18 protein-coding genes, 1 other RNA gene and 1 pseudogene are annotated in these 21,952 nt (G+C 71.2%); 8 read left to right on the forward strand and 12 right to left on the reverse strand.

Annotated elements, in window-relative coordinates; genetic code table 11:
- The first annotated feature begins 30 nt into the window (after positions 1–30).
- Both VDQ83_RS14285 and rnpB read left to right on the forward strand, forming a co-directional pair.
- On the forward strand, positions 31–819 hold the full coding sequence (locus VDQ83_RS14285; protein ID WP_455435448.1) for an NRDE family protein: 789 nt from the start codon (positions 31–33) through the stop codon (positions 817–819).
- Positions 820–917: 98 nt separating this feature from the next.
- Positions 918–1,282, forward strand: an RNA gene (gene rnpB / locus VDQ83_RS14290) — RNase P RNA component class A.
- Between the two features lie 269 nt (positions 1,283–1,551).
- Here rnpB and rsmI read toward each other — a convergent pair.
- On the reverse strand, positions 1,552–2,376 hold the full coding sequence (gene rsmI, locus VDQ83_RS14295; protein ID WP_455435449.1) for a 16S rRNA (cytidine(1402)-2'-O)-methyltransferase: 825 nt from the start codon (positions 2,374–2,376) through the stop codon (positions 1,552–1,554).
- An 81-nt stretch (positions 2,377–2,457) separates the two neighbouring features.
- On the opposite strand from rsmI, the gene VDQ83_RS14300 reads away from it, so the two are divergent.
- The 6 genes and pseudogenes from VDQ83_RS14300 to VDQ83_RS14325 form a co-directional block, all read left to right on the forward strand.
- On the forward strand, positions 2,458–4,182 hold the full coding sequence (locus VDQ83_RS14300) for a penicillin-binding protein activator (RefSeq protein WP_455435450.1): 1,725 nt from the start codon (positions 2,458–2,460) through the stop codon (positions 4,180–4,182).
- Positions 4,172–4,540 carry a YraN family protein gene (locus VDQ83_RS14305; protein WP_309916858.1) on the forward strand — a complete coding sequence of 123 codons (369 nt, stop codon included), beginning with the start codon at positions 4,172–4,174 and terminating at the stop codon, positions 4,538–4,540. The genes VDQ83_RS14300 and VDQ83_RS14305 overlap by 11 nt, the downstream gene beginning before the upstream one ends.
- Before the next feature lies 1 nt (position 4,541).
- Positions 4,542–5,087 (forward strand): metal-dependent hydrolase, encoded by a 546-nt coding sequence (locus tag VDQ83_RS14310; protein WP_455435451.1) that lies wholly within the window; start codon positions 4,542–4,544, stop codon positions 5,085–5,087.
- The gene (locus VDQ83_RS14315; RefSeq protein ID WP_455435452.1) at positions 5,084–6,469 is read left to right on the forward strand and encodes an FAD-binding oxidoreductase; all 1,386 of its coding nucleotides are present in this window, start codon (positions 5,084–5,086) and stop codon (positions 6,467–6,469) included. The genes VDQ83_RS14310 and VDQ83_RS14315 overlap by 4 nt, the downstream gene beginning before the upstream one ends.
- Before the next feature lie 387 nt (positions 6,470–6,856).
- Positions 6,857–7,813: an acyl-CoA thioester hydrolase/BAAT C-terminal domain-containing protein gene (locus VDQ83_RS14320; RefSeq protein ID WP_455435453.1), complete on the forward strand. Its 957-nt coding sequence runs from the start codon at positions 6,857–6,859 to the stop codon at positions 7,811–7,813.
- 77 nt (positions 7,814–7,890) lie between these two features.
- Positions 7,891–8,047 (forward strand): annotated as a pseudogene (locus VDQ83_RS14325) (FAD-linked oxidase C-terminal domain-containing protein); the annotation flags it as partial.
- A gap of 618 nt (positions 8,048–8,665) precedes the next feature.
- Here VDQ83_RS14325 and VDQ83_RS14330 read toward each other — a convergent pair.
- The 11 genes from VDQ83_RS14330 to ribH all read right to left on the reverse strand — a co-directional run bounded on the left by VDQ83_RS14330 (position 8,666) and on the right by ribH (position 21,926).
- Positions 8,666–9,400 carry a response regulator gene (locus VDQ83_RS14330; RefSeq protein ID WP_263397261.1) on the reverse strand — a complete coding sequence of 245 codons (735 nt, stop codon included), beginning with the start codon at positions 9,398–9,400 and terminating at the stop codon, positions 8,666–8,668.
- Positions 9,390–12,080: a sensor histidine kinase gene (locus tag VDQ83_RS14335; RefSeq protein ID WP_263397260.1), complete on the reverse strand. Its 2,691-nt coding sequence runs from the start codon at positions 12,078–12,080 to the stop codon at positions 9,390–9,392. The genes VDQ83_RS14330 and VDQ83_RS14335 overlap by 11 nt, the downstream gene beginning before the upstream one ends.
- Before the next feature lie 64 nt (positions 12,081–12,144).
- Positions 12,145–12,786 carry a potassium-transporting ATPase subunit KdpC gene (gene kdpC / locus VDQ83_RS14340; RefSeq protein ID WP_455435454.1) on the reverse strand — a complete coding sequence of 214 codons (642 nt, stop codon included), beginning with the start codon at positions 12,784–12,786 and terminating at the stop codon, positions 12,145–12,147.
- Between the two features lie 40 nt (positions 12,787–12,826).
- Positions 12,827–14,887, reverse strand: a complete 2,061-nt coding sequence (gene kdpB / locus VDQ83_RS14345; RefSeq protein ID WP_263397258.1) for a potassium-transporting ATPase subunit KdpB — start codon at positions 14,885–14,887, stop codon at positions 12,827–12,829.
- A 10-nt stretch (positions 14,888–14,897) separates the two neighbouring features.
- Positions 14,898–16,619, reverse strand: coding sequence for a potassium-transporting ATPase subunit KdpA (gene kdpA / locus VDQ83_RS14350; RefSeq protein ID WP_455435455.1), 1,722 nt, complete (start codon positions 16,617–16,619; stop codon positions 14,898–14,900).
- A gap of 15 nt (positions 16,620–16,634) precedes the next feature.
- Positions 16,635–16,727, reverse strand: a complete 93-nt coding sequence (locus VDQ83_RS14355; RefSeq protein ID WP_046977662.1) for a potassium-transporting ATPase subunit F — start codon at positions 16,725–16,727, stop codon at positions 16,635–16,637.
- Between the two features lie 18 nt (positions 16,728–16,745).
- Positions 16,746–17,474, reverse strand: a complete 729-nt coding sequence (locus VDQ83_RS14360) for a TorF family putative porin (RefSeq protein ID WP_455435456.1) — start codon at positions 17,472–17,474, stop codon at positions 16,746–16,748.
- A gap of 177 nt (positions 17,475–17,651) precedes the next feature.
- Complete coding sequence (locus VDQ83_RS14365) at positions 17,652–19,232, reverse strand: CocE/NonD family hydrolase (protein WP_455435457.1); 1,581 nt, start codon at positions 19,230–19,232, stop codon at positions 17,652–17,654.
- Between the two features lie 625 nt (positions 19,233–19,857).
- Complete coding sequence (gene thiL, locus VDQ83_RS14370) at positions 19,858–20,832, reverse strand: thiamine-phosphate kinase (RefSeq protein WP_455435458.1); 975 nt, start codon at positions 20,830–20,832, stop codon at positions 19,858–19,860.
- Between the two features lie 162 nt (positions 20,833–20,994).
- Positions 20,995–21,462: a transcription antitermination factor NusB gene (gene nusB / locus VDQ83_RS14375; protein WP_455435459.1), complete on the reverse strand. Its 468-nt coding sequence runs from the start codon at positions 21,460–21,462 to the stop codon at positions 20,995–20,997.
- On the reverse strand, positions 21,459–21,926 hold the full coding sequence (ribH, locus tag VDQ83_RS14380; protein ID WP_263397252.1) for a 6,7-dimethyl-8-ribityllumazine synthase: 468 nt from the start codon (positions 21,924–21,926) through the stop codon (positions 21,459–21,461). The genes nusB and ribH overlap by 4 nt, the downstream gene beginning before the upstream one ends.
- Between the last annotated feature and the right edge of the window lie 26 nt (positions 21,927–21,952).

Below are 21,952 nucleotides of genomic sequence, written 5' to 3' on the forward strand. Positions count from 1 at the left end.
CACTGCGCAAAGCCGCACAATCGGCGCCCTATGTGCCTGGTCGCCCTCGCCCTCCGCTCGCACCCGCGCTGGCGCCTGCTGCTGGTCGGCAACCGCGACGAATTCCATGCCCGCCCGACCGCCCCGCTGCAGCGCTGGGCGGCTCCGGCGCAACGCGTGCTGGCCGGACGCGACCTGCGCTCGGGCGGCAGCTGGGTGGGCCTGGACGACGCCGGCCGCTGCACGGTGGTCACCAACGTGCGCGATCCGCTGGCATCGATGTCCGGCGCCTCGCGTGGCGCCCTGGTCGCCGACTATCTGGCCGGCACCGACCCGGCGGCCGCCTTCGCCGCCGCCCTGGCGCTGCGCGCCGACGCCTACCCGCCGTTCAATCTGCTGCTGGCCGACGCCGACGGCGCCGAATACATCGGCAACCACCCGCCGGCCCGGCAGCGCCTGGCGCCCGGCATCCACGGCATGTCCAACGGCGCGCTGGACGCGCCCTGGCCGAAGACCGCGCGCCTGTGCAACGCCGTGGCCGACTGGATCGCCGCAGGCGACGAGGACCTGGCCCCGCTATGGCGAGCGCTGGCCGACGAGACCATCGCCGCCGACGCGCAGCTGCCCGACACCGGCGTAGGCCTGGAACTGGAGCGGCGCCTGTCGCCGGCCTTCATCCGCGGCCACGACTACGGCACCCGCGCCAGCACCATCGTGGCGGTGGACCGCGACGGACACTGCTGGATCCACGAGCGCCGCTTCGGTGCCGATGGGGTGTTTTTGGGGGAGACGCGACTGGAAGGGCTCGGGACCGGGGACTCGGGACTCGGGACCCGATAAGAGCAAAGCAAAAGCTGAGGCGCGTCGCTCCCGTCGCTTTTTCCGGCATCCGATCCCGTGCGGCGCGACGGCGCCGCACATGCGACAATACCCATGGCGGAGTCGGCCAGACAGTCGCGTCATCCGGTGCATTTCGATGCAAAGGGTGCCGAGGAAAGTCCGGGCTCCATAGGGCAAGGTGCCAGGTAACGCCTGGGCGGCGCGAGCCGACGGATCAGTGCAACAGAAAGATACCGCCTAAGTCTGCGCAAGCAGACCGGTAAGGGTGAAATGGTGCGGTAAGAGCGCACCGCGAGTCCGGTAACGGACCGGTACGGCAAACCCCACCTGGAGCAAGACCAAATAGGGACCTCATGGCGCTGCCCGCGTCGGGTCCGGGTAGGTTGCTCGAGCGCCGCGGTGACGCGGCGCCTAGAAGAATGACTGTCCACGACAGAACCCGGCTTATCGGCCGGCTCCGCCACTTTAAGTTTTCCAAGTTTTACGATCCCCCGGCAGGCGCTCGGGCTCGGAAGCATTGACCTCGCCGTGCTGAGCCGGCGCATGCTGGCTTACTACCGAAGCGGCGAGAAGCCCGTTCCCAAGAGCATCGGGTTGGCGATGCTGGGATGGGAAGCCGAACAAGCAGGGTTCCGATACCCGGCAGTCGCCTGACAACGCATTGGCTGGGAGCGGCAGGTTGGCGATCGCACGCGGCAGGTCAGCCGGCATGCGCGCGGTATTGCGTCCGCCTCAGCCCCCATACAACGCCTTGCGCGGCGCGCCGGTGATTTCCGCGGCCAGCTTGGCGGCGGTGGACGGCGGCAGGTGTTCGCTCAGCGTGGCGTAGACGCGGCGGCCTTCGGCCAGTTGCGCGTCGGCATCGTCGCCGGCGCCCTGCACGATCAGCACGAACTCGCCCTTGCGCTGGTTGTCGTCGGCTTCCACCCGCGCCTGCAGCTCGGCCAGGCTGCCGTCGAGCACGGTCTCGAACAGCTTGGTCAGTTCGCGCGCCAGCACCGCCGGGCGCGCGTCGCCGAACGCGGCGCGGCAGTCGGCCAGGGATTCGACGATGCGATGCGAGGACTCGTAGAACACCAGCGTGCGCGGCTCGCCGGCCAGGCGTGCCAGGCGCTCGCGGCGGGCGGAGGCCTTGGCCGGCAGGAAGCCTTCGAAGCTGAAGCGGTCGCTGGGCAGGCCGGCCACGCTGAGCGCGGCGATCGCCGCGCAGGCGCCGGGCACCGGGCTGACCCGCACCCCGGCCTCGCGCGCCGCGCGCACCAGCCGGTAGCCCGGGTCGCTGACCAGCGGAGTGCCGGCGTCGCTGACCAGGGCCAGCGAGTCGCCGCCGAGCAGGCGCGCGACGATGCGCTGCGCCAGCGCCTCTTCGTTGTGCTCGTGCAGCGCCAACAGCGGCTTGTCGATGCCGAAATGCGCCAACAGCTGGCCGCTGCGGCGGGTGTCCTCGGCGCAGATCGCAGCGACCGCGCGCAGCACCTCCTGCGCGCGCGGCGTCAGGTCGGCGAGGTTGCCGATCGGCGTGGCGACGACGTGCAGGGTTCCGGGCTGGGCGCTCATCTACGGCTTTCCATGGTCAAGGGTAGAATCGTAGCGGTTTTCCCCGGCGCGCCCCGGCGTGCCCTGCCGAATGGACCAGAAATGAACAAGCGATTCGCAAGGATTTCCGCCCTGTCGCTGCTGGCGCTGCTGTTCGCCGGCTGCGCCACCACCAGCGTCACCCAGAGCGCGTCGCCGGCCCAGTCCGCGGCGCTGGCGCTGCTGGACCAGGGCAAGCCGCGGGAAGCGGCGCAGCAGTTGGAAGCGCAGGCAGCCGGCGCCACCGGCAGCGAGCGCAACCAGTTGCTGGCCGACGCCGCCTTCGCCTGGTACGAGGCCGGCGACGTCGCGCGCGCGCGCAGCCTGGTGGCGCAGGTGCAGCCGCGCCAGCTGTCGGGCCTGAGCAAGGTGCGGCTGGCCCTGGTCAACGCCGAACTGGCGCTGGTCGACCGTCAACCGGCGCAGGCGCTGCAGGCGCTGGGCAGCGATCCGCAGGCGGTGCCGCAGAACCTGCGCGCACGCTGGCACCTGGCCCGCGCGCAGGCGCTGGAAGGCACCGGCGACGGCAACGCGGCGCTGGACGAACGCGCCCGCGCCGATATCGGTCTGACCGGCCAGGCGCGCACCGACAACCAGCGCGCCATCGTGCGCCTGCTGGCCGCCTTGAACGACGCCACGCTGCAGGCCCGCGCCGCCGCGCTGCCGGCCGGCGACCCGCTGTACAACTTCGCCGGGCGCGCGCTGATCAGCCGCGGCCTGCCGCTGCCGCGCCCGTTCGACCGCGGCGCGCAATGGGGCTTCGACACCAGCAAGCGCCCCCCCGCCGAGCGCGACGGCTATCGCCCGCCGGCCAAGCTGGCGGTGCTACTGCCGCTGAGCGGCAGCCTGGCCACCGCGGCCGCGCCGGTGCGCGACGGCCTGCTCGCCGGCTATTACGGCGAGACCCGGCGTCGCCCGGAGATCAACTTCATCGACACCACCGGCACCGCCGCCGGCGCGCTGGCCGCCTACCAGAAGGCGATCGATGGCGGCGCCGACTTCGTGGTCGGCCCGCTCGGCCGCGACGAGGTCAGCGCGCTGTTCGCGCGCGACGCGCTGCCGGTGCCGCTGCTGGCGCTGAACCGCGGCACCGCCGCGCCGCCCGCCGGCAGCGCCGGCTTCTCGCTGGCGCCGGAAGACGACGGCATCGCCGCCGCCGAATACCTGCTGGCGCACGAGCGCCGCAACGCGCTGGTGATCGGCAGCAACGACGACAACGGCCGCCGTGCGGTGGCCGCGTTCCGCGAACGCTTCAGCGAGCGCGGCGGCAAGGTCGTGGCCAGCGTCAGCGTGGCCGAGGCGCCGGGCGATGTCGGCGCGCAGTTGCGCAATGCCGGCGCCGCCGACGCGGTGTTCCTGGCGGTCAAGGGCGGCACCGCGCGCGCGCTGGCGCCGCAGCTGGCGCTGGCCGGTTTCGCCGGCAAGAGCCGGGTCGCGACCTCGCAGCTGGTGCTGGGCACCGGCAAGGCGGAGGACGACCTGGTGCTGGACGGCATCGCCTACCCGAGCGAACTGTGGAACGTGCGCGGCGTCGGCGGCCTGCCGGCGGCGACCAGCGTGGCCGAGGCCCTGCCGACCGCGCGCGGCCCGGCCGGGCGCCTGTTCGCGTTCGGCTACGATGCCTGGCAGATCAGCGCCTACCTGGAAAAGCTCGCAACCGGCGCCGAAGCCAACCTGCGCGGCGCCACCGGCGTGCTGCACCTGGACGGCTTCGGCAACATCCTGCGCACCCCGGCCTGGTCCACCTTCAGCGGCGGACGCGCGACGCCGCTGCCCGATGGGCGTTGACCGCCGGCAACGCGGCAACGACGTGGAAGCGGCGGCGCGCGCCGAACTGGAGCGCGCCGGGCTGCAACTGATCGCCGCGAACGTGCGCTATCGCGGCGGCGAACTGGACCTGGTGATGCAGCAGGCGCAGTGCCTGGTGTTCGTCGAGGTGCGCTACCGGCGCACCGACGCATTCGGCGGCGGCGCCGCCTCGGTCGACCTGCGCAAGCGCCGCCGGCTGGTGCTGGCCGCGCAGCTGTTCCTGGCCGCGCACCCGCGCTACGCGAACTGGCCGTGCCGCTTCGATGTGGTCGAAGCCGACGGCGAACCGCCGCGGCTGACCTGGCTGCGCGACGCATTCCGCGCCGACGACTGCTAACATGCCCAGCATCTTCACCCACGCCGCGGTGCCGCTGGCGCTGTGGGCCGCCGCCGACCGCGGACGCATCTCCGGGCGCCTGCTCGGCGCCGGCATCGCCGCGTCGATGCTGCCGGACCTGGACGTGCTCGCGTTCGCCCTGCACATTCCCTACGCCGATGCGTTCGGCCATCGCGGCGCCAGCCACTCGCTGCTGTTCGCCGCGTTGCTGGGCGTGCTCGGCGCGCTGCTGCACCGACCGTTGCGCGCCGGCGCGCTGCAGGCCGCGACGTGGATGTTCATCTGCACCGTCTCGCATCCACTGCTCGACGCCATGACCTCCGGCGGGCTCGGCGTCGCGCTGGCCTGGCCGTGGAGCGAGCAGCGCTGGTTCGCGCCGTGGCGGCCGATCCGGGTGTCGCCGTTCGCCAACGGCTTCTTCGGCGCGCGCGGCGTCGCCACCCTGCTGTCGGAACTGCGTTGGGTGTGGCTGCCGCTGGCGGCGGCGGTCGGCGCCTGGAAACTGCTGCAGCCGCCCTCCTCTCCCGCACCGCGTTCGCCACCATGACCACGCCCTTGCCCGCCGCCCTGACCGATACCCTCGCCGCACTGCTCGGCGCCGACGGCTGGCGCACCGACGACGCCAGCCGCCGCAGCTACGGCGAGGACGATTCGCGGCGCTGGGCGCTGGCCGACGCGGTGGCGCTGCCGCAGACCCGCGAGCAGGTGCAGGCGATCGTGCGCGCCTGCCGCGCGCATCGCGTGCCGATCGTCGCGCGCGGCGCCGGCACCGGCACCGCCGGCGCCGCGGTGCCGTTCGGCGGCGGCGTGGTGCTGTCGTTCGCGCGCATGAACCGCATCGTGCAGCTGCGCCCGCAGGACCGCTGCGCGGTGGTCGAACCGGGCGTGCTCAACGGCGACCTGCAGCAGGCGCTGGCGCCGCACGGCCTGTTCTGGCCGCCGGATCCGTCCAGCGCCGAGATCTGCAGCATCGGCGGCAACCTGTCGACCAATGCCGGCGGCCCGCGCGCGGTGAAGTACGGCGCCACCCGCGACAACGTGCTCGGCGTGGTCGCGGTGACCGGCACCGGCGAACTGATCCGCTGCGGCGGCGCCTACACCAAGGACGCCACCGGCTACGACCTGACCCATCTGCTGGTCGGCAGCGAAGGCACCCTGGCGCTGATCGTGGAGGCCACGCTGAAGCTGTCGCCGCGGCCGCTGGCGCAGGCCGGACTGCGCGCGTTCTACCGCGATGCCGCCAGCGCCGCGGCGGCGGTGTCGCGGCTGATGGCGCAGCCGACCACGCCGGCGATGCTGGAATTCATGGACCGCAGCGCGATCGCGCTGCTGCGCCGCAACGGCAGCGACGTGCCCGAGGCCGGCGCGATGCTGCTGATCGAAGCCGACGGCGACCACGACACCCTGCCCTATGCATTGCAGGCGCTGGGCGCGGCGGCCGAAGGCGACGGCCTGCTGTCGCTGGACGTGGCCACCGACGGCGCCGCGCGCGACCGCCTGTGGGCCGCGCGCCGCGCGCTGTCGCCGGCGCTGCGCACGATCAAGCCGGGCAAGATCAACGAAGACGTGGTGGTGCCGGTGTCGTGCATCCCCGAACTGGTGGCCGGGGTGGAAGCGCTGGCGACGGAATTCGACCTGCCGATCGTCGCCTTCGGCCACGCCGGCAACGGCAACCTGCACGTCAACATCATGTACGAACCGGACGATGCCGCCGAGACCGCGCGTGCGCACGCCGCACTGCCGCGGCTGTTCGCACTGGTGCTGGCGCTGGAAGGCACGCTGTCGGGCGAGCACGGCATCGGCGTGGCCAAGCGCGACTACATGGCGCAGGCCTTCGATGCGGCGACGCTGGACGCGATGCGCGCGGTGAAGCGCGCGCTGGACCCGGACGGCATCCTCAATCCGGGCAAGGTGTTGCCGGAGGCGTGAGCGGGACTCGGGACTCGGGACTCGGGACTCGCAAGAATCGGCCTGATGCCGCGTGCAGGCAACCGGCGACCACTTTTTGTAGGAGCGGCTTCAGCCGCGACGAACGAAGCGGAAAAGGCTGACAACGTCGTAACCTGTCGAGGCTGAACCATCCTGTGGCACACGGGACCGGCCAACCCTAGCCACGTTTGCGGGAGACGCCCAGTCGTCAGCCACGGCTCGCGTTGTCGGCAGCGCCTGCGCGGTCGACGTCGCCTCGCCAGCCTCAAGGCATGACCATCCGGCCATGCGACCGAGGCATGAATGCACGATAGTGCCGCGATGCGAACGGGGACGTGCGGCGCATCCGTGCCGCGACCCGAGCGCCCACCCCAGGAACGGCGCTTCATGACGATCAGATTCGGCCTCGCGGCCGCCTTTGCATGGCTGGCCGGCTGCGGCGTCGCGACGGCGCAGCCGATCGCCGAGCGCTCGATCGAAACCGCGACGCTCTCCGCCACGCTGTACACCCCCGAGGACACCGCGGCGCACCCGGCGGTGCTGGTATTGGGCGGCGCGGAAGGCGGACGCGCCTGGGCCAAGCGCATCGCCAGGCGCCTGGCCGAGCAGGGCTACGTCGCGCTCGCACAGAGTTACTTCAATGGGCCCGGCCTGCCGTCGCAACTCAGTGCGATCCCGCTGGAACGGCTGCAGGCCGGCGTCGACTACCTGGCGCAGCAAGGCCCGGCAGCGCCGCCGCGGATCGCCGTGCTGGGATTGTCCAAGGGCGCCGAAGCCGCACTGACGCTGGCTGCGCACGATGCGCGCATCGCTGCGGTGGTCGCCGCATCGCCACCGGACGTGGTCTGGCAGGGCATCGACCGCAGCGGCGGCGCAGCGGCCAGCTCGTGGACCTTGGCCGGCACGCCACTGGCCTACGTGCCCTTCGCGCCCTGTCCCGATTGCAAGGGCCTGCTCGATCTCTACACGCACAGCGGCAAGGCGGTCGCCGCCGACAGCGCTGCCAGGATCCCGGTCGAACGCATCCAGGGCCCGGTGCTGCTGATCGCCAGCACGCAGGACCAGGTGTGGCCGTCCGCACAGATGGCCGATGCGATCGCCGAGCGGCTGCGGCGGCGCCAGTTCGCCCACCAGGTCAGCGTGCTGCAATACCCACAGGGCGGACATTTCGCCTTCGGCCTGGCGCCGACCGAGACCACGCTGCAGGAAGACATCGGCTTCGGCGGCGGTACGCCGTCAGGACTGACCGAAGCGCGCGCGGACAGCTGGACGCGGACCACGGCGTTCCTGGATGCCGCATTGCGCGACACCGGCGATACGCGTCCGGCAGCACCCGTGCGCTGACCCGGCAACCTGCACGTCGGCACCAGCACGCGCCAGCACCACGCGCAGATGCAAGCCGCGCATGTTCGCACTGCTGGGACGGCACGCTGTCGGGCGAACGCAGGCACCGGCGCGGCCAAGCGCGACCACATGGCGCAGGCCTTCGACGCGGCGACGCTGGACGCAAGCGCGGTGAAGCGCGCGCTGGACCCGGACGGCATTCTCAATCCGAGGGAGGTGTTGCCGAACAGATAGCGGGACTCGGACTCGAGACTCGAGACTCGAGACTCGCAAGGAAGTACAACTTGCATGTCCAAAAAAAGCCCGCAACTGGTATTTCTGATCGGAGCCGCTGCCACCGCCTGTCTGCGCGCCCCATCACCCGATCAACCGCCGTGCCGACGTTGCCGTTGCTATCGCCGTTTGCTATCGCCGTTTGCTGTTGCTGTTGCTGTTGCTGTTGCTGTTGCTGTTGCTGTTGCTCGTGACTTTGAATTGGCGTTTGACTTACCGGGTCCCTTCCGCAGCGGCGGGCGTGGCGGGGAAAAACCCGAAGGGCGACGCGCATGGATGCGCGTCGTTCGCGGCAGGGGCAGGAGCCCCTTCCGCGAATCCCCGCCGCGCCCGCGGACCTGGAGCGCGCAGCGCGGAAGGCGCGAGGACGGGTGTGCTTTCTTTTGGTTACTTTTCTTTGCACAAGCAAAGAAAAGTGACTCGCGCCCGCAGGGCGTGAAATGCTTTGAACACTACGCTACCTGTCAGCAACCATGATCAAGCACTGGAGCGTGCCGGCCTGATCCATGAGCCATCCAGTCGCGGCAGCGCTTATCGGCGCAACTATAGCGACGCACGCGATATCGCCGCACCCAGACATCAACGAAACTCAGGATTGCTCTGCACCCCGATGAAACGCAACCCCACACCCGGCTCCGTAGCGATGTAGCGCGGCGCCACCGCGCTGTCGCCAAGCTTCTGCCGCAGCTTGCCGACCAGGATGCGCAGATAATGGGTGTCCTCCTGATGCGTCGGCCCCCACACTTCGCGCAGCAGTTGCGGCTGGGTGAGCACACGCCCGCTGTGGCGCAGCAGCAGCGCCAGCAACGCGTATTCCTTGCGGCTCAGCGGCAAGGGCTCGCCATCCAGGCGCACCTCGCGCAGGCCCAGGTGGATGTGCAGGTGGCCGTCGTCGAACACCGGCTCGGCTTCGCCGGCGGCCGGTTGCATGCGCAGCAGCACGCGGATCCGCGCCATCAGTTCCTGCACGCCGAACGGCTTGGTCACGTAGTCGTTGGCGCCGGCATCCAGCGCCTGCACCTTCTCCGTTTCGCCGGCGCGCACGGTGAGCATGATCACCGGCACCGTGGACCACTGGCGCAGTTCGCGCAGCACGCTGTGTCCGTCCTGGTCGGGCAGGCCGACGTCGAGCACCACCAGTTCGGCGCCGTGCGCGGCCAGCTGCGCCAGGCCGTCGCCGCCGGTGGCCGCCTGCAGCACACGGTAGCCCTGCGCGCGCAGGCTGATGTCCAGGAAGCGCCGGATCTGCGGCTCGTCATCGATGACCAGCACGCGCGGCGGCGGAATCGGATCGGCGTGGGAGTCAGTCGGCATCGGGGCGGGGCGGCGGGGCGGCGGGTTCGATCAACGGCAGGGTAATGCGGATCGTGGTGCCGCGGCCATCGGCGCCGGGCAGCGCCTCGACGCTGCCGCCGTGCGCGCCGATCATGCCCTGGCAGATGGTCAGGCCCAGGCCGGTGCCGTGGCGGCCGCGGTCGCCGCGCTCGACGCTGTAGAACATGTCGAAGATGCGCGCGCGCTCGTCCTCGGGAATGCCCGGGCCGCGGTCGCCGATATCGATGCGCAGGCGTCCGTCGACCATCGCCGCGGCGACGCGGATCGCCTCGTCCTGCGGCGAAAACTTCGCCGCGTTCTCCAGCACGTTGAAGATCGCCTGCTCGACCAGCGCCGGGTGCACCCACAGCGTCGGCAGGTCCGCCGCCAGCGCGATGTCCAGCCGCACCTGCGGCTGGTAGCGCTGCAGCCGCCGCGCGGCCGAGCCGATCAGCTCGTCCACGCCGATCCAGTCGCGGTTCAAGGTCAGCCCGGTGTGGCCGAGCCGGGTCATGTCGAGCAGGTTCTGGATGTAGCGGTCCAGGCGCTCGCCTTCCAGCTGGATCGTCTCCAGCAGGCTGCGGCGGTCGTCGGCGTCCATCGCCTGGCCATAGCTGGACAGGCTGCTGGCGGCGCCGATCATCGCCGCCAGCGGCGAGCGCAGGTCGTGCGACACCGAGGACAGCAGCGCCGAGCGCAGGCGCTCGGTCTCGCCGCTGACCCGCGCGCTTTCCAGGTCGGCGACCAGCCGCGTGCGCAGCGCGGCCTGGCCGATGTCCTCGACCATGGCCTCGGCCAGGCGCTGCTGCTCCAGTCCGGGGCGCTGCACGCCGGCAGCGAACTTCAGCCCGACCACGCCGATCGCGCCGCGTTCGTGACGCACCGGCAGGAACCACCAGCTGGCGCCGGCCAGGGTGTCGGTGAAGCGGCCGGTGGCCTGGCCGTGGCGCTGCGCCCAGTCGGCGGCGCTGCGGTCCACCGCCGCCATCGACGGCGCGTAGTCGTGCGCGCCGTCCTGCGCGGCGGCGTGCGCCGCCTCCAGCGGCTGCAGCCGCACCCACGCTTCTGCTTCCAGCGTGGCGGCCAGTGCGCGACGCCCGGCCTCCAGCACCTGGCCCAGGTCGGCGGCGCTGGTCAGTTCGCGGCCCAGCCGCTGCAGCGCGGTGGTCTGCGCGTTCGCCGCGCGCAGCGCCAGCACCTGCATGCGCAGCCGCGACGCCAGCCGCCCGGCGACCAGCGCCGCGACCAGGAACAGCAGCACCGTGACCAGGCCCTGGCGCGCGCCGATGTGCAGCGTGTAGCGCGGTTCGATGAAGAAGAAGTTGTAGGCGAAGAAACTCAGCAGCGCCGACAGCACCGCCGCGGCCATGCGCGTCTTCGCCGCGACCATCACCACCGCGACGATGAACACCATCGACAGGTCGTCGATGCCGACCCAGCGTTCGGCGATCCAGGCCACCGCCACCGCCAGCAGCGACGCGACGGTGGCGAACGCCAGGTCGTCGCGCGACAGCCAGTGGCCGGGACTGCGCCAGCGCCGCCGCGCGCGTGCGCGCGCTTCCGGCGAGCTGATGATGACCAGCTCGTAGTGCGCGCCGCGCTGCAGCAGTTGCTGGGTCAGGGTGCGGTTGATCATCCGCGCCAGCGGCCGCTCGCGGGTGCGGCCGAGCAGCAGCGTGGACACGCCGTTGTGCGCGGCATGGTCGAGCAGCGCATCGGCCACGCTGGCGCCGTGCAGCAGCGCCGCGTCGCCGCCGAGCCTGCGCGCCAGCGCGAAGGCGCGATCGATCTCCAGCTGCCACGCTTCTTCCGGCTGCGCCTGGGTCTGCACAGTGACCACGCTCCATGGCGCGCCGCGGCGCTCGGCCAGGCGCCGCGCCACCCGCACCAGGTAATCGGACTGGCCGCGCCCGTCGATCGCCACCAGCACCCGCCGCCGCAGCGCCACGCCGGTGCGGCCCTGCGCGGCCTGCACGTCGCGCAGGTCGTTGTCGACGCGGTCGGCCGCGGTCTGCATCGCCAGTTCGCGCAGCGCGGCAAGGTTGGACGGCGAGAAGAAGGCCTGCAGCGCCTGCCCCGCCTGCTCGGGCAGATAGACCTTGCCTTGCTGCAGGCGTTCGATCAGTTCGCGCGGCGGCAGGTCGACCAGCACGATGTCGCGCAGCCGGTCGAAGATCGCATCGGGCACGGTCTCGCCGACGCGGATGCCGGTGATGCGGTGGACCACGTCGTTGAGGCTTTCCAGGTGCTGGATGTTGACCGTGCTGTAGACGTCGATGCCGGCGTCGAGCAGTTCCTGCACGTCCTGCCAGCGCCGCTCGTGGCGGCTGCCGGGCGCGTTGCGGTGGGCCAGTTCGTCGACCAGCACCAGCGGCGGGCGCCGTGCCAGCAGCGCGTCCAGGTCCATTTCCTCAAGCGTGCGGCCGCGGTACTCCACGCGCCGCCGCGGCTGCACGGTCAATCCGTCGAGCAGCGCCGCGGTCTCGGCGCGGCCATGGGTCTCGACCACCCCGACCACCACCTCGCTGCCCTGCTGCTGCAGCTGCCGCGCGCGCGACAGCATCGCGTAGGTCTTGCCGACGCCCGGCGCCGCGCCCAGGAACACGGTCAGCCGCCCGCCGCGCTCGCGCTGGAGCGCGCCGATCAAGGCGTCGGCCTGTTGGGTGCGGGGATCGGGCATTGAGGAGCCGGGATTCGGGATTCGTGAATTGGGATTCGCAGAGCGTACAGCGCGGGCCGTGGGCTTATTGCTTTTGTTCTTGATTTTCCCGAGTCCCGGGTCCCGAGTCCCGAGTCCCGGCTCCATCCAACGCCAGGTTCAACGCCAACACATTCACCCGCGGCTGGCCGAGCACGCCGAACTGGCGCGGCTGCACCTGCGCGGCGACCAGCGCGGCGACGGTCGCGACCGGCAGCTCGCGGGCCTTGGCCACGCGCGCCACCTGTTGCTGCGCGGCGGCCACGCTGATGTCCGGATCCAGGCCGCTGCCGGATTGGGTGAGCAGGTCGTCCAGCACCTGCGCCGGGGTCACGCCGTCGCGCGCGGCCAATGCCGTGCGCGCGTCGGCGATGCGCTGCTGCAGTTCGGGATTGCTGCGCGCCTGGTTGCTGCCGGCCGCGGCCATCGGATCGAACTTGGCCGCCGACGGACGCGGCTGGAAGTAACCGGGCGCGGCGAACGGCTGCGCGACCAGCGCCGAGCCGAGCACGCGGCCGTCGCGTTGCAGCAGGCTGCCGTTGGCCTGCGCCGGGAACAGCGCGCCGGCGAACAGGGTAGCGAGCAGCGAGTACAGCGCCGCGGCGCCCAGCACCAGCAGCGGCAGCAGCACCGCCGCGCGCCAGCGCAGCGGTTCGCGACAGGAAGGAGAAACCGGGGAAACGTTCATCGCAGGAGATCCGGAAGGAAGCGGAAGATCGGCGCCGGGCTCAGCCCAGCGCCACCAGCAGCAGGTCGATCAGCTTGATCCCGACGAACGGCAGCAGCACGCCGCCGACGCCGTAGATCAGCATGTTCCGGCGCAGCAGCGAGGTCGCCGTGGCCGGGGTGAAGCGCACGCCGCGCAGCGCCAGCGGGATCAGCGCCGGAATCACCAGCGCGTTGAAGATCAACGCCGCCAGCACCGCATGGGTGGGGCTGGACAGGCGCATCACGTTCAGCGCGGCCATCTGCGGGATCGAGGCGGCGAACAGCGCCGGCAGGATCGCGAAATACTTGGACACGTCGTTGGCCAGCGAGAAGGTGGTCAGCGCGCCGCGGGTGATCAGCTGCTGCTTGCCCACTTCCACCACCGCCAGCAGCTTGGCCGGATCCGAATCCAGATCGACCATGTTGCCGGCTTCCTTGGCCGCCTGCGTGCCCGAGTTCATCGCCAGGCCGACGTCGGCCTGGGCCAGCGCCGGCGCATCGTTGGTGCCGTCGCCGACCATCGCCACCAGCCGCCCGCCGGCCTGCTCGGCACGGATGCGCGCGAGCTTGTCTTCCGGCGTGGCCTCGGCGATGTAGTCGTCGACGCCGGCCTCGGCGGCGATCGCCGCGGCGGTGAGCGGGTTGTCGCCGGTGATCATCACCGTCTTGACGCCCATCGCGCGCAGCCGCGCGAACTTCTCGCGCACGCCGTGCTTGACCACGTCCGACAGCTCGACCACGCCGAGCACATGCCGGCCCTCGGCCACCACCAGCGGCGTGGCGCCGCTGCGTGCGACCTGTTCCACGCGCCCCTTCAGTTCCGCCGGCACCTGCCCGCCCAGCGCGGTGACGTGGCGGATCAGCGCATCGGCCGCGCCCTTGCGGATCGAACGCGGCGGGTGTGGCCCCTGCGCGGGCAGGTCGACACCGGACATGCGCGTCTGCGCGGTGAAGGCGACGAAGCTGGCGCCGTCCGGGTCGGCCGGCGGCAGGCCCTGCTCGCGCGCCAGGCGCACGATCGACTTGCCTTCCGGGGTCGGGTCGGCCAGCGAGGACAGCATCGCCGCCTCGCGCAGCTGCGCCGCATCGACGCCGCTGAGCGCATGGAACGCGGTGGCCTGGCGGTCGCCGTAGGTGATGGTGCCGGTCTTGTCGAGCAGCAGCACATCGACGTCGCCGGCCACCTCCACCGCCTTGCCCGACTTGGCCAGCACATTCGCCGACAGCGCGCGGTTCATGCCGGCGATGCCGATCGCCGGCAACAGCCCGCCGATGGTGGTCGGGATCAGGCACACCAGCAGTGCGATCAGCAGCAGCGGGTCGATGCGCACGCCGACGAAGCCGGCGATCACCGGCAAGGTGGCAACCACGATCAGGAAGGTCAGGGTCATCGCCGCCAGCAGCATGGTCAGCGCGATCTCGTTCGGGGTCTTCTGCCGGTTGGCGCCTTCGACCAGCGCGATCATGCGGTCCAGGAAGCTGTGGCCCGGCTCGGCGGTGACCTTCACCACGATCTCGTCGGACAGCACCTTGGTGCCGCCGATCACGCCGGAACGGTCGGTGCCGGCCTCGCGCAGCACCGGCGCCGATTCGCCGGTGACCGCGGCCTCGTTGATGGTGGCCACGCCGTGCACGATCTCGCCGTCGGCCGGAATGAGCTCTCCGGCGGAAATCACCACCAGGTCGCCGGGCTTCAGCTCGGCGGCGGGAATGCTGGTTTCGCCATCCAGTTGCGCGCTGCTCACCCGGCGCGCCACCAGGTCCTTGCGCGCGCGCCGCAGCGAAGCGGCCTGGCCGCGGCCGCGCGCCTCGGCCACCGCTTCGGCGAAATTGCCGAACAGCACGGTGAGCAGCAGGATCGCGGTCACCGCCCAGCCGAAGCCGGGCGCGCCCTGCCCGGCCGCGGTGATCAGGGCCGACAGCAAGGTGCCGGCGAACACCACCGCCATCACCGGGCTGCCGAGCAGATGGCGCGGCGAGAGTTTCAGCACGCTGGCGCGCAGCGCCGCACGCAGCGCGGGGCCGTCGAGCAGACCGGGCTTGTGGACCGAGGAAGAAGCTTGCGGAAGCGGAGTGCTCATGGTCGTGGTCTCAGTGCGCGGCAAGCGTCAGGTGATCGGCGATCGGGCCCAACACCAGTGCCGGCGTGAATTGCAGAACGGTCAGGACCGCGATGACCGCGATCAGGGTCAGCGCGAAAGTCGGCGTTTCCACCTGCAGGCTGCCGCCGGTTTCCGGCGCCACGCGCTTGCGCGCCATCTGCGCGGCCACGACCAGCGGCACGATCAGCGCCGGATAGCGGCCCAGGATCAGCACCAGCGTGCAGGTCAGGTTCCACCAGGGGATGCCGTCGCCGAGGCCTTCGAAGCCCGAGCCGTTGTTGGCGAACGCCGAGGTGTACTCGTAGAACACCTGGCTGATGCCGTGGAAGCCGGGATTGGAGGTGGCGGTGATCGCCGCCGGCATGACCAGGGTCAGCGCGGTGAAGCCGAGCAGCACCAGCGGCTGCAGCAGCACCAACAAGGCCAGCAGGCGCACTTCGCCGGCCTCGATCTTGCGGCCGAACAGTTCCGGCGTGCGCCCGGTCATCAGCCCGGCCAGGAACACGCTCAGCAGCAGGTACACCAGGAACTGCTGCAGGCCGCAGCCGATGCCGCCCCAGATCGCGTTGACCAGCATGTCGACCATGGCCACGCCGCCGGTCAGCGGCGCCAGCGAATCGTGCATCGCGTTGACCGAGCCGTTGGAGGTCTGCGTGGTCAGCGCCGACCATGCTGCCGACGCATCGGCGCCGAAGCGCACTTCCTTGCCTTCCATCAGCGCCGCGCTCGCGGTGCTGGCCGAATGGCCTTCGGACCACACCGCCACCGCGGTGGAGGCCAGCGACATCGCCAGCATGCTGCCGAACACCAGCGCGGTGAATTTGCGGCGCCCGGTGAACGGCCCGACCATGAACGCGATCGCGACCGGGATCAGCACGATCGCCAGCATTTCCAGCAGATTGGAGAACGGGGTCGGGTTCTCCAGCGCCATCGCGCTGTTGGGGCCGTACCAGCCACCGCCGTTGGTGCCGAGCTGCTTGATCGCCACCATCGCCGCGACCGGGCCGAGCGGGATCTTCTGCGTGGCCATGCCGGCGCTGGCGTCCAGTGGTGTCGCCACCGGACCGGCAGCCAGCGTCGACGGCACGCCCTGCTGGGTCAGCAGCACGGTCCACAGCAGGCACAGCGGCAGCAGGAAGCGCAGCGTCGGCCGGATCACGTCGGCCCAGTAGTTGCCGACGTCGGCCTCGTCGACGCTGAGCGTCGCAGTCTGCGAACCGCCGTTCGCTGCGGCCGTTCGCCCACCGAACAATGCACGCAACGTCGCCACCACCAGCGCCAGGCCCATCATCGGGGTGACGAACTGCAATCCGACCACGCCCACCGCCTGCGACAGGTACGACAGCTGCGCCTGGCCGGAGTAGTGCTGCTGGTTGGTGTTGGTCAGGAACGAGACCATGGTGTGCAGCGCGGTGTCCCAGCGCATGTTCGGCACCGCGTCGGGATTCAGCGGCAGCCAGGCCTGGGTGACGAACAGCGCGAACACCAGCACGCCCAGCACCAGGTTGCTGGCCAGGAACGCGGCAGCGTAGCCGCGCCAGCTCATGCCCTGCGCCGGATCGGTGCCGAGCAGCCGATACAGCGGCCGCTCGATCCAGCCGAACAGCGCGTCGCCGCGCATCGGCGCGCCGCGCATCACCTTGGCCAGGTACAGCCCGAGCGGCCAGCCGAGCAGCAGCGCCAGCGCATAGACAAGCAATGTATCGATCATGTCGGCGGTCTCGGCTCAGAAGTCTTCGGGACGCAGAATCACGTACAGCAGGTAGCCGGCGGCAACGATCACCGCCACGCCGCAGATCAGCGATAGCCAGGTCGGCATGTCATCTCTCCTAGGGAATCAGAACGTGGCTTGCAGCGCGGCTTCGACGCGCGCGCCGGCCATGCCGGGGAACAGCCGCTCGGCGGCGCGGTCACTGTCGTGCGCGGTCAGCCGCAGCTCCAGCCCGGGGCCGCCCTCGCGGCCGCTGGGCAGGGCGAACACCGCGCTGACCAGGCCATGGCTGTAGCTGTCGGCGTAGCCGCGGGCGAGCCAGTAATGGCCCACCGCCGCCTCGATGCGGAAGCGTTCGTTGAACGGGTAGCGCGCGCCGAGCTGCGCATAGGTGCCGGTGCTGTCGCTGGCCAGCGCGTCGTCGGACCAGCCGAGCTGCGCCCACACGCGCTGCTTCCAGGTCACGGTCGCGCCCAGCTCGGTCCAGTTCAGCGCGGCCGCCGAGGGGTAGTGGTAGCGGGTCAGGTTCGCGTCCCAGGCCCAGTCCGGCGTCCACTGGCCGCGCCAGCCGAGCACGCCATCGACCTCGGTGCTGGCGTGCGGTGTGCTGTCGAACGTGATCGACGAGGCCCACAGCGACGCGTACGCGCCGTTGTTGGCGGCCAGGGCCAGGCCGGCCTGCACGGCGGGATCGCCGTCGCTCTGGGTGCTGCCGCGCCAGACATAGTCGCTGGTCAGCGTGGCGTTGCCACTGACGCTGGCGGCGTGCGCCGATGCCGCGCAGGCAAGCAGGGAAAGCGCGAGCGCGCCGCGCGACATGGGCCGGCGGGCGATGCGGGGAAGCGGGGAACGCATGACGTGAGGTCCAGGGCGGAACCGTTCCGCCGACCTGGTCATGTTCCGGCGCGGGGCCGTAAAGTCGCTATCGGCCGACGCCGGTCGCGGCGTAAATTCCGCGTAATTTCCGCCACGGGCTGGCGGCCACATACAGGAAAGGCCGGCATCGCGCCGGCCTTTCCGTCACCCGCAACTTCAGTGCAGCGGCACGCTCAGGCTCGACGGCGCCGCCGCTGGCGAACTGAAGCTGACGCTGCCGCCGAAGCGGCTGGCCGAGGTGTAACGCGGATCGGTGGTGTCCACCACCAGCACCAGGCGATTGCCGGCCGGGATCTCGGCGGCGGTCGCCTGCAGCGGCAGATCGATCGTGGTCGCCACGCCCGGGGTCGCGTTGCGCAGCGAATACGGCGCATGGCTGAGCAGTTTTCCCACACCCAGGCCATCCATGCTGTAGAGGTAGGCGAACAGCGACACGTTGGCCTGGCTCGGGGTCACGGTCACGCGCAGCGACGGGCTGCCGGCCAAGCGCTTGGTGCTGGCATACGCCGGGCCGGCCCAGACCGCGGCGCCACTGCGGGTCACCAGCGGGATCGAGGTGGTGACCGGCGCGCCCAGGCCCTGCAGCAGGCCGCTGACCAGCAACACGCCCGAATCGGCCAGGGTCGGCACGCCGGTGGCGATGCGGTGGCTCCAGCCGGTGCTGGTCGCGCCGGCCAACGTGCCGGTGGGCGCCAGCAGGCCGCTGGGGCGGGTCAGGCCGTAGCGGGTCGCACCGGCCTGCACGCTGTTCCAGTCGGCATAGCGCAGCCAGGTGCCGCCGAGGGTGGACAGCTGCACCGGCAGCTCGCTGTCCACGCCGTTGGCCTGGCCCTTGAGGTAGTGGTCGAACCAGCGGGTGGTCTCGGTGTAGATCTCGTTCGGCAGGCCGAGCGCGCCCGGCAGTTCGGCGGTGGCGTGGTCGCCCTGGCTGAACATCAGGTGCTTGGGCACGGTCAGGCGGTTGTACAGGTCGATGTACTGGTTCGGCGGGAACAGGCCGTCGTTGAACGCGTTGGCCAGCAGCACCGCCGGACGGTTGCGGTTGAGCGCCTGCAGCTCGTTGATCACGCCGCGCTCGCCGGCCTTGGGCAGGAAGCCCTGCACCGCGCCGTCGTAGTCGCCGACCGCGACCCGCGCGCTGATCTGCGCCAGGTCCGGGCCGGGCCGGCCGGTGATCGCGCCGGAAGCGACCAGCAGGGCCACGCCCTGCTCGCTGACGGTGGCGTTCGCGTACAGCGAGGCCTGCAGGTCCGCCCAGCCGCTGAGCGCGGCGACCGCCTTGATCCGCGGATCGCGCGCGGCGGCGAGCAGGCTGGTACCGGCACCGTAGGAAATGCCGGAGACGCCGATCGCCTTGGCATTGGCCGGGGTGTTGGCCAGCGCCCAGTCGATCACCGCGCTGACGTCTTCCACCGTCGCCGCCCCGGCGATGTCGATCTGCCCGGCCGAATCCCAGAACCCGCGCGAGGTGTAGCTGACCACCACGTAGCCATTGCTGGCCAGTTCGCTGGCGCGGCCCACGTATTCCAGGTTGGGCAGCGACCAGCTGGCCGGCATCACCACCAGTGGGAACGGCCCGTCGCCCTGCCCCTGCGGTACCAGCACCAGCGCGCCGAGCTTGGTCCCGTCCCAACCCGGGATGGTCTGGTACTGCTTGCTGAAGCCGCCGGCGAACGCAGCGGTAGAGAACAACAGCATCGCGCACAGGGCGATGCAGCGGGACACGGACATACGCATGTACTGCCTCCCAAGCGGCGCCGGGTCGGAATGGCCCAGCTGCCAGATACGGTTACGGCCACGCGACGTGGGGTGTCGAGTGCCGCGACCATACCAGCGGGTACGGGCGACTTCACGCCGCAGTGCGGCACGGTATGGTGGCGTCCTTGTTGTGGCCGTCTATGGGCACCTGGCCGGGCTCTCATTCGGCCAAGCGGGGCACCTTCCGCCGAAAGGGGCCCATCCCGACGGGAGAAGGGAACAGCCGCGGCGTGCTTAGCCCCTCTCCCATCGGGAGAGGGGTTGGGGTGAGGGTACGGCGCGAAGCGACTCGCTGCGTTGGGTGCGCGAGGCTGCGCCCGTACCCTCATCCGCCCCTGCGGGGCACCTTCTCCCGCAGGGAGAAGGGAACAGCCGCGGCGGGCTCAGCCCCTCTCCCATCGGGAGAGGGGTTGGGGTGAGGGTACGGCGCGAAGCGACTCGCTGCGTTGGGTGCGAGGCTGCGCCCGTACCCTCATCCGCCCCTGCGGGGCACCTTCCCCCGAAAAGGGGGCCATGGTCCCGCAGGGAGAAGGGAACTGCTTAGCCCCTCTCCCACCGGGAGAGGGGTTGGGGTGAGGGTCCGGCGCGAAGCGACTCGGATCCCCTAACCGGCGAAATGCTCGTAGCCGCGCCGCGGCGGCTGCCACGGCTGACCGTGCGCGTCGCGGACGACGATGCCGCTGCCCGCGACAATGCGGCCGATCGGCGTCGCGTCCTCGCCGATCGCCTGCAGCGCCTGCACGATGGCCGCGCGCTGCGCCGGTGCGGCGGTGAAGCACAGCTCGTAGTCGTCGCCGCCGCCCAGTTGCCAGGCGTGCACCTGCGCGGCATCCGCCTCCGCCGGTGCGGCGGCGGCCGGCAACGCGGCCAGCCACAGTTCGGCGCCGACCCCGCTGCGTACGCAGATGTGGTCCAGGTCGGCCAGCAGGCCATCGGAGATGTCGACGCAGGCGTGCGCCAGCCCGCGCAGGCGCAATCCGGCCTGCACCCGCGGCGACGGCCGCAGCAGGCGCTGGCGCAAATGCTCGTGGAGCGGATCGGCGGCGACCTGCGCCACATCCAGGCGCCCGGCCTGCCACAGCGCCAGCGCGGCGGCGGCCTCGCCGGGGCGGCCGGTCACCCAGATCTCGTCGCCCGGCTGCGCGCCATCGCGGCGCAAGGCGGCACCGGGCGCCACGCTGCCGATCGCGGTGACCGACAGCGACAGCGGCCCGCGCGTGGTGTCGCCGCCGGCCAGCACGATGGCGTGCGCATCGGCCAGCGCGAAAAAGCCGTCGGCGAAGGCGTCGATCCAGCCCGCATCCTCGTGCGGCAACGACAGCGACAGCGTGCACCAGCGCGGTTGCGCGCCCATCGCAGCCAGATCGGACAGGTTCACCGCCAGGGTCTTCCAGCCCACGTCGGCGGGCGCCGTCTCGGCCGGGAAATGCACGCCGGCGTTGAGCGTATCGGTGGTGATCGCCAGTTGCTCGCCCGGCGGCGGCTGCAGCAGCGCCGCATCGTCGCCGATCCCCAGCGGCACGTCGTCGCGTACCCCGATCCGGGCACGCAGGCGATCGATCAGATCGAATTCGGGCATTTGGAGGCCGGGAATGGGGAATCGAGAATGGGGAATGGGAAGAGCGAGAGCAACAGCCGAGACACCAACTGCCGCAGGGCGCGACCGCCGCGGCAGTCGCTTTTAGCTTTTTGGCTTTTAGCTTTTGCCATTCCCTATTCCCGATTCCCCATTCCCAGCTACTCAGCCCCCCGACTCCACCGCGCGCCATTCCAGCGCGGCGCGGTCGAGCACGCCGTTGACGTAGGTGTGGCCATGTTCGGAGCCGAAACGCTTGGCGGTCTCGATCGCTTCGTTGATCACCACGCGGTACGGCACGTCCTGGCGATGCAGCAGTTCGTAGGCGGCCAGGCGCAGCACCGCGCGCTCGATCGCGTCCACTTCCTCGACCGTGCGGTCCAGGTAGCCGACCAGCGCCGCGTCCAGTTCGGCGCGGTGCTTGAGCACGCCTTCGACCAGGTTCTCGAAATAGATCAGGTCGGCCAGTTCGTGCGCCTGTTCGTGCGCGAACTGCGCGATCACGTGCTGCGCGGTGCCGCCGGCGATCTGCCAGGCGTAGATCGCCTGCAGCGCGCGCCGGCGCGCGCGCGAACGCAGCACCGGATCGACGCCGTCGCGGCGGACGTGCTTGTGGCCAGCGGACTTGTTCACGGCAGCAGCTCCAGAAGATTGACCATTTCCAACGCGGTCAGCGCCGCTTCCTCGCCCTTGTTGCCGTGACTGCCGCCGGCGCGCGCCTCGGCGTCCTCGACCCGCTCCACCGCCAGCACGCCGTTGAGCACCGGGATGCGGAAATCCAGCGACACCCGCAGCAGGCCTTCGGCGCAACCGTCGGCCACGTGCTCGTAGTGGCGCGTGTCGCCGCGGATCACGCAGCCCAGCGCGATGATCGCTGCGTGCTTGCCGGCGGCGGCCAGACGCGCGGCAGCCAGCGGCAGTTCCCAGGCGCCGGGCACGCGGATCACGTCCACCGCCTCGTCGGCGATGCCGTTGCCGGACAGGCTTTCGCGCGCGCCGGCGACCAGCACGTCGGTGATGCGCGCGTTCCAGCGGCTGGCGATGATCGCGAACCGGGCCGCTTCGGGAGCGCGGAGGTCGCCTTCGTAGTGGGTCATGGCGGTGGCAGGGTCAGGGGGTTGGA

The organism is Xanthomonas sp. WHRI 7945 (genome assembly GCF_035026585.1).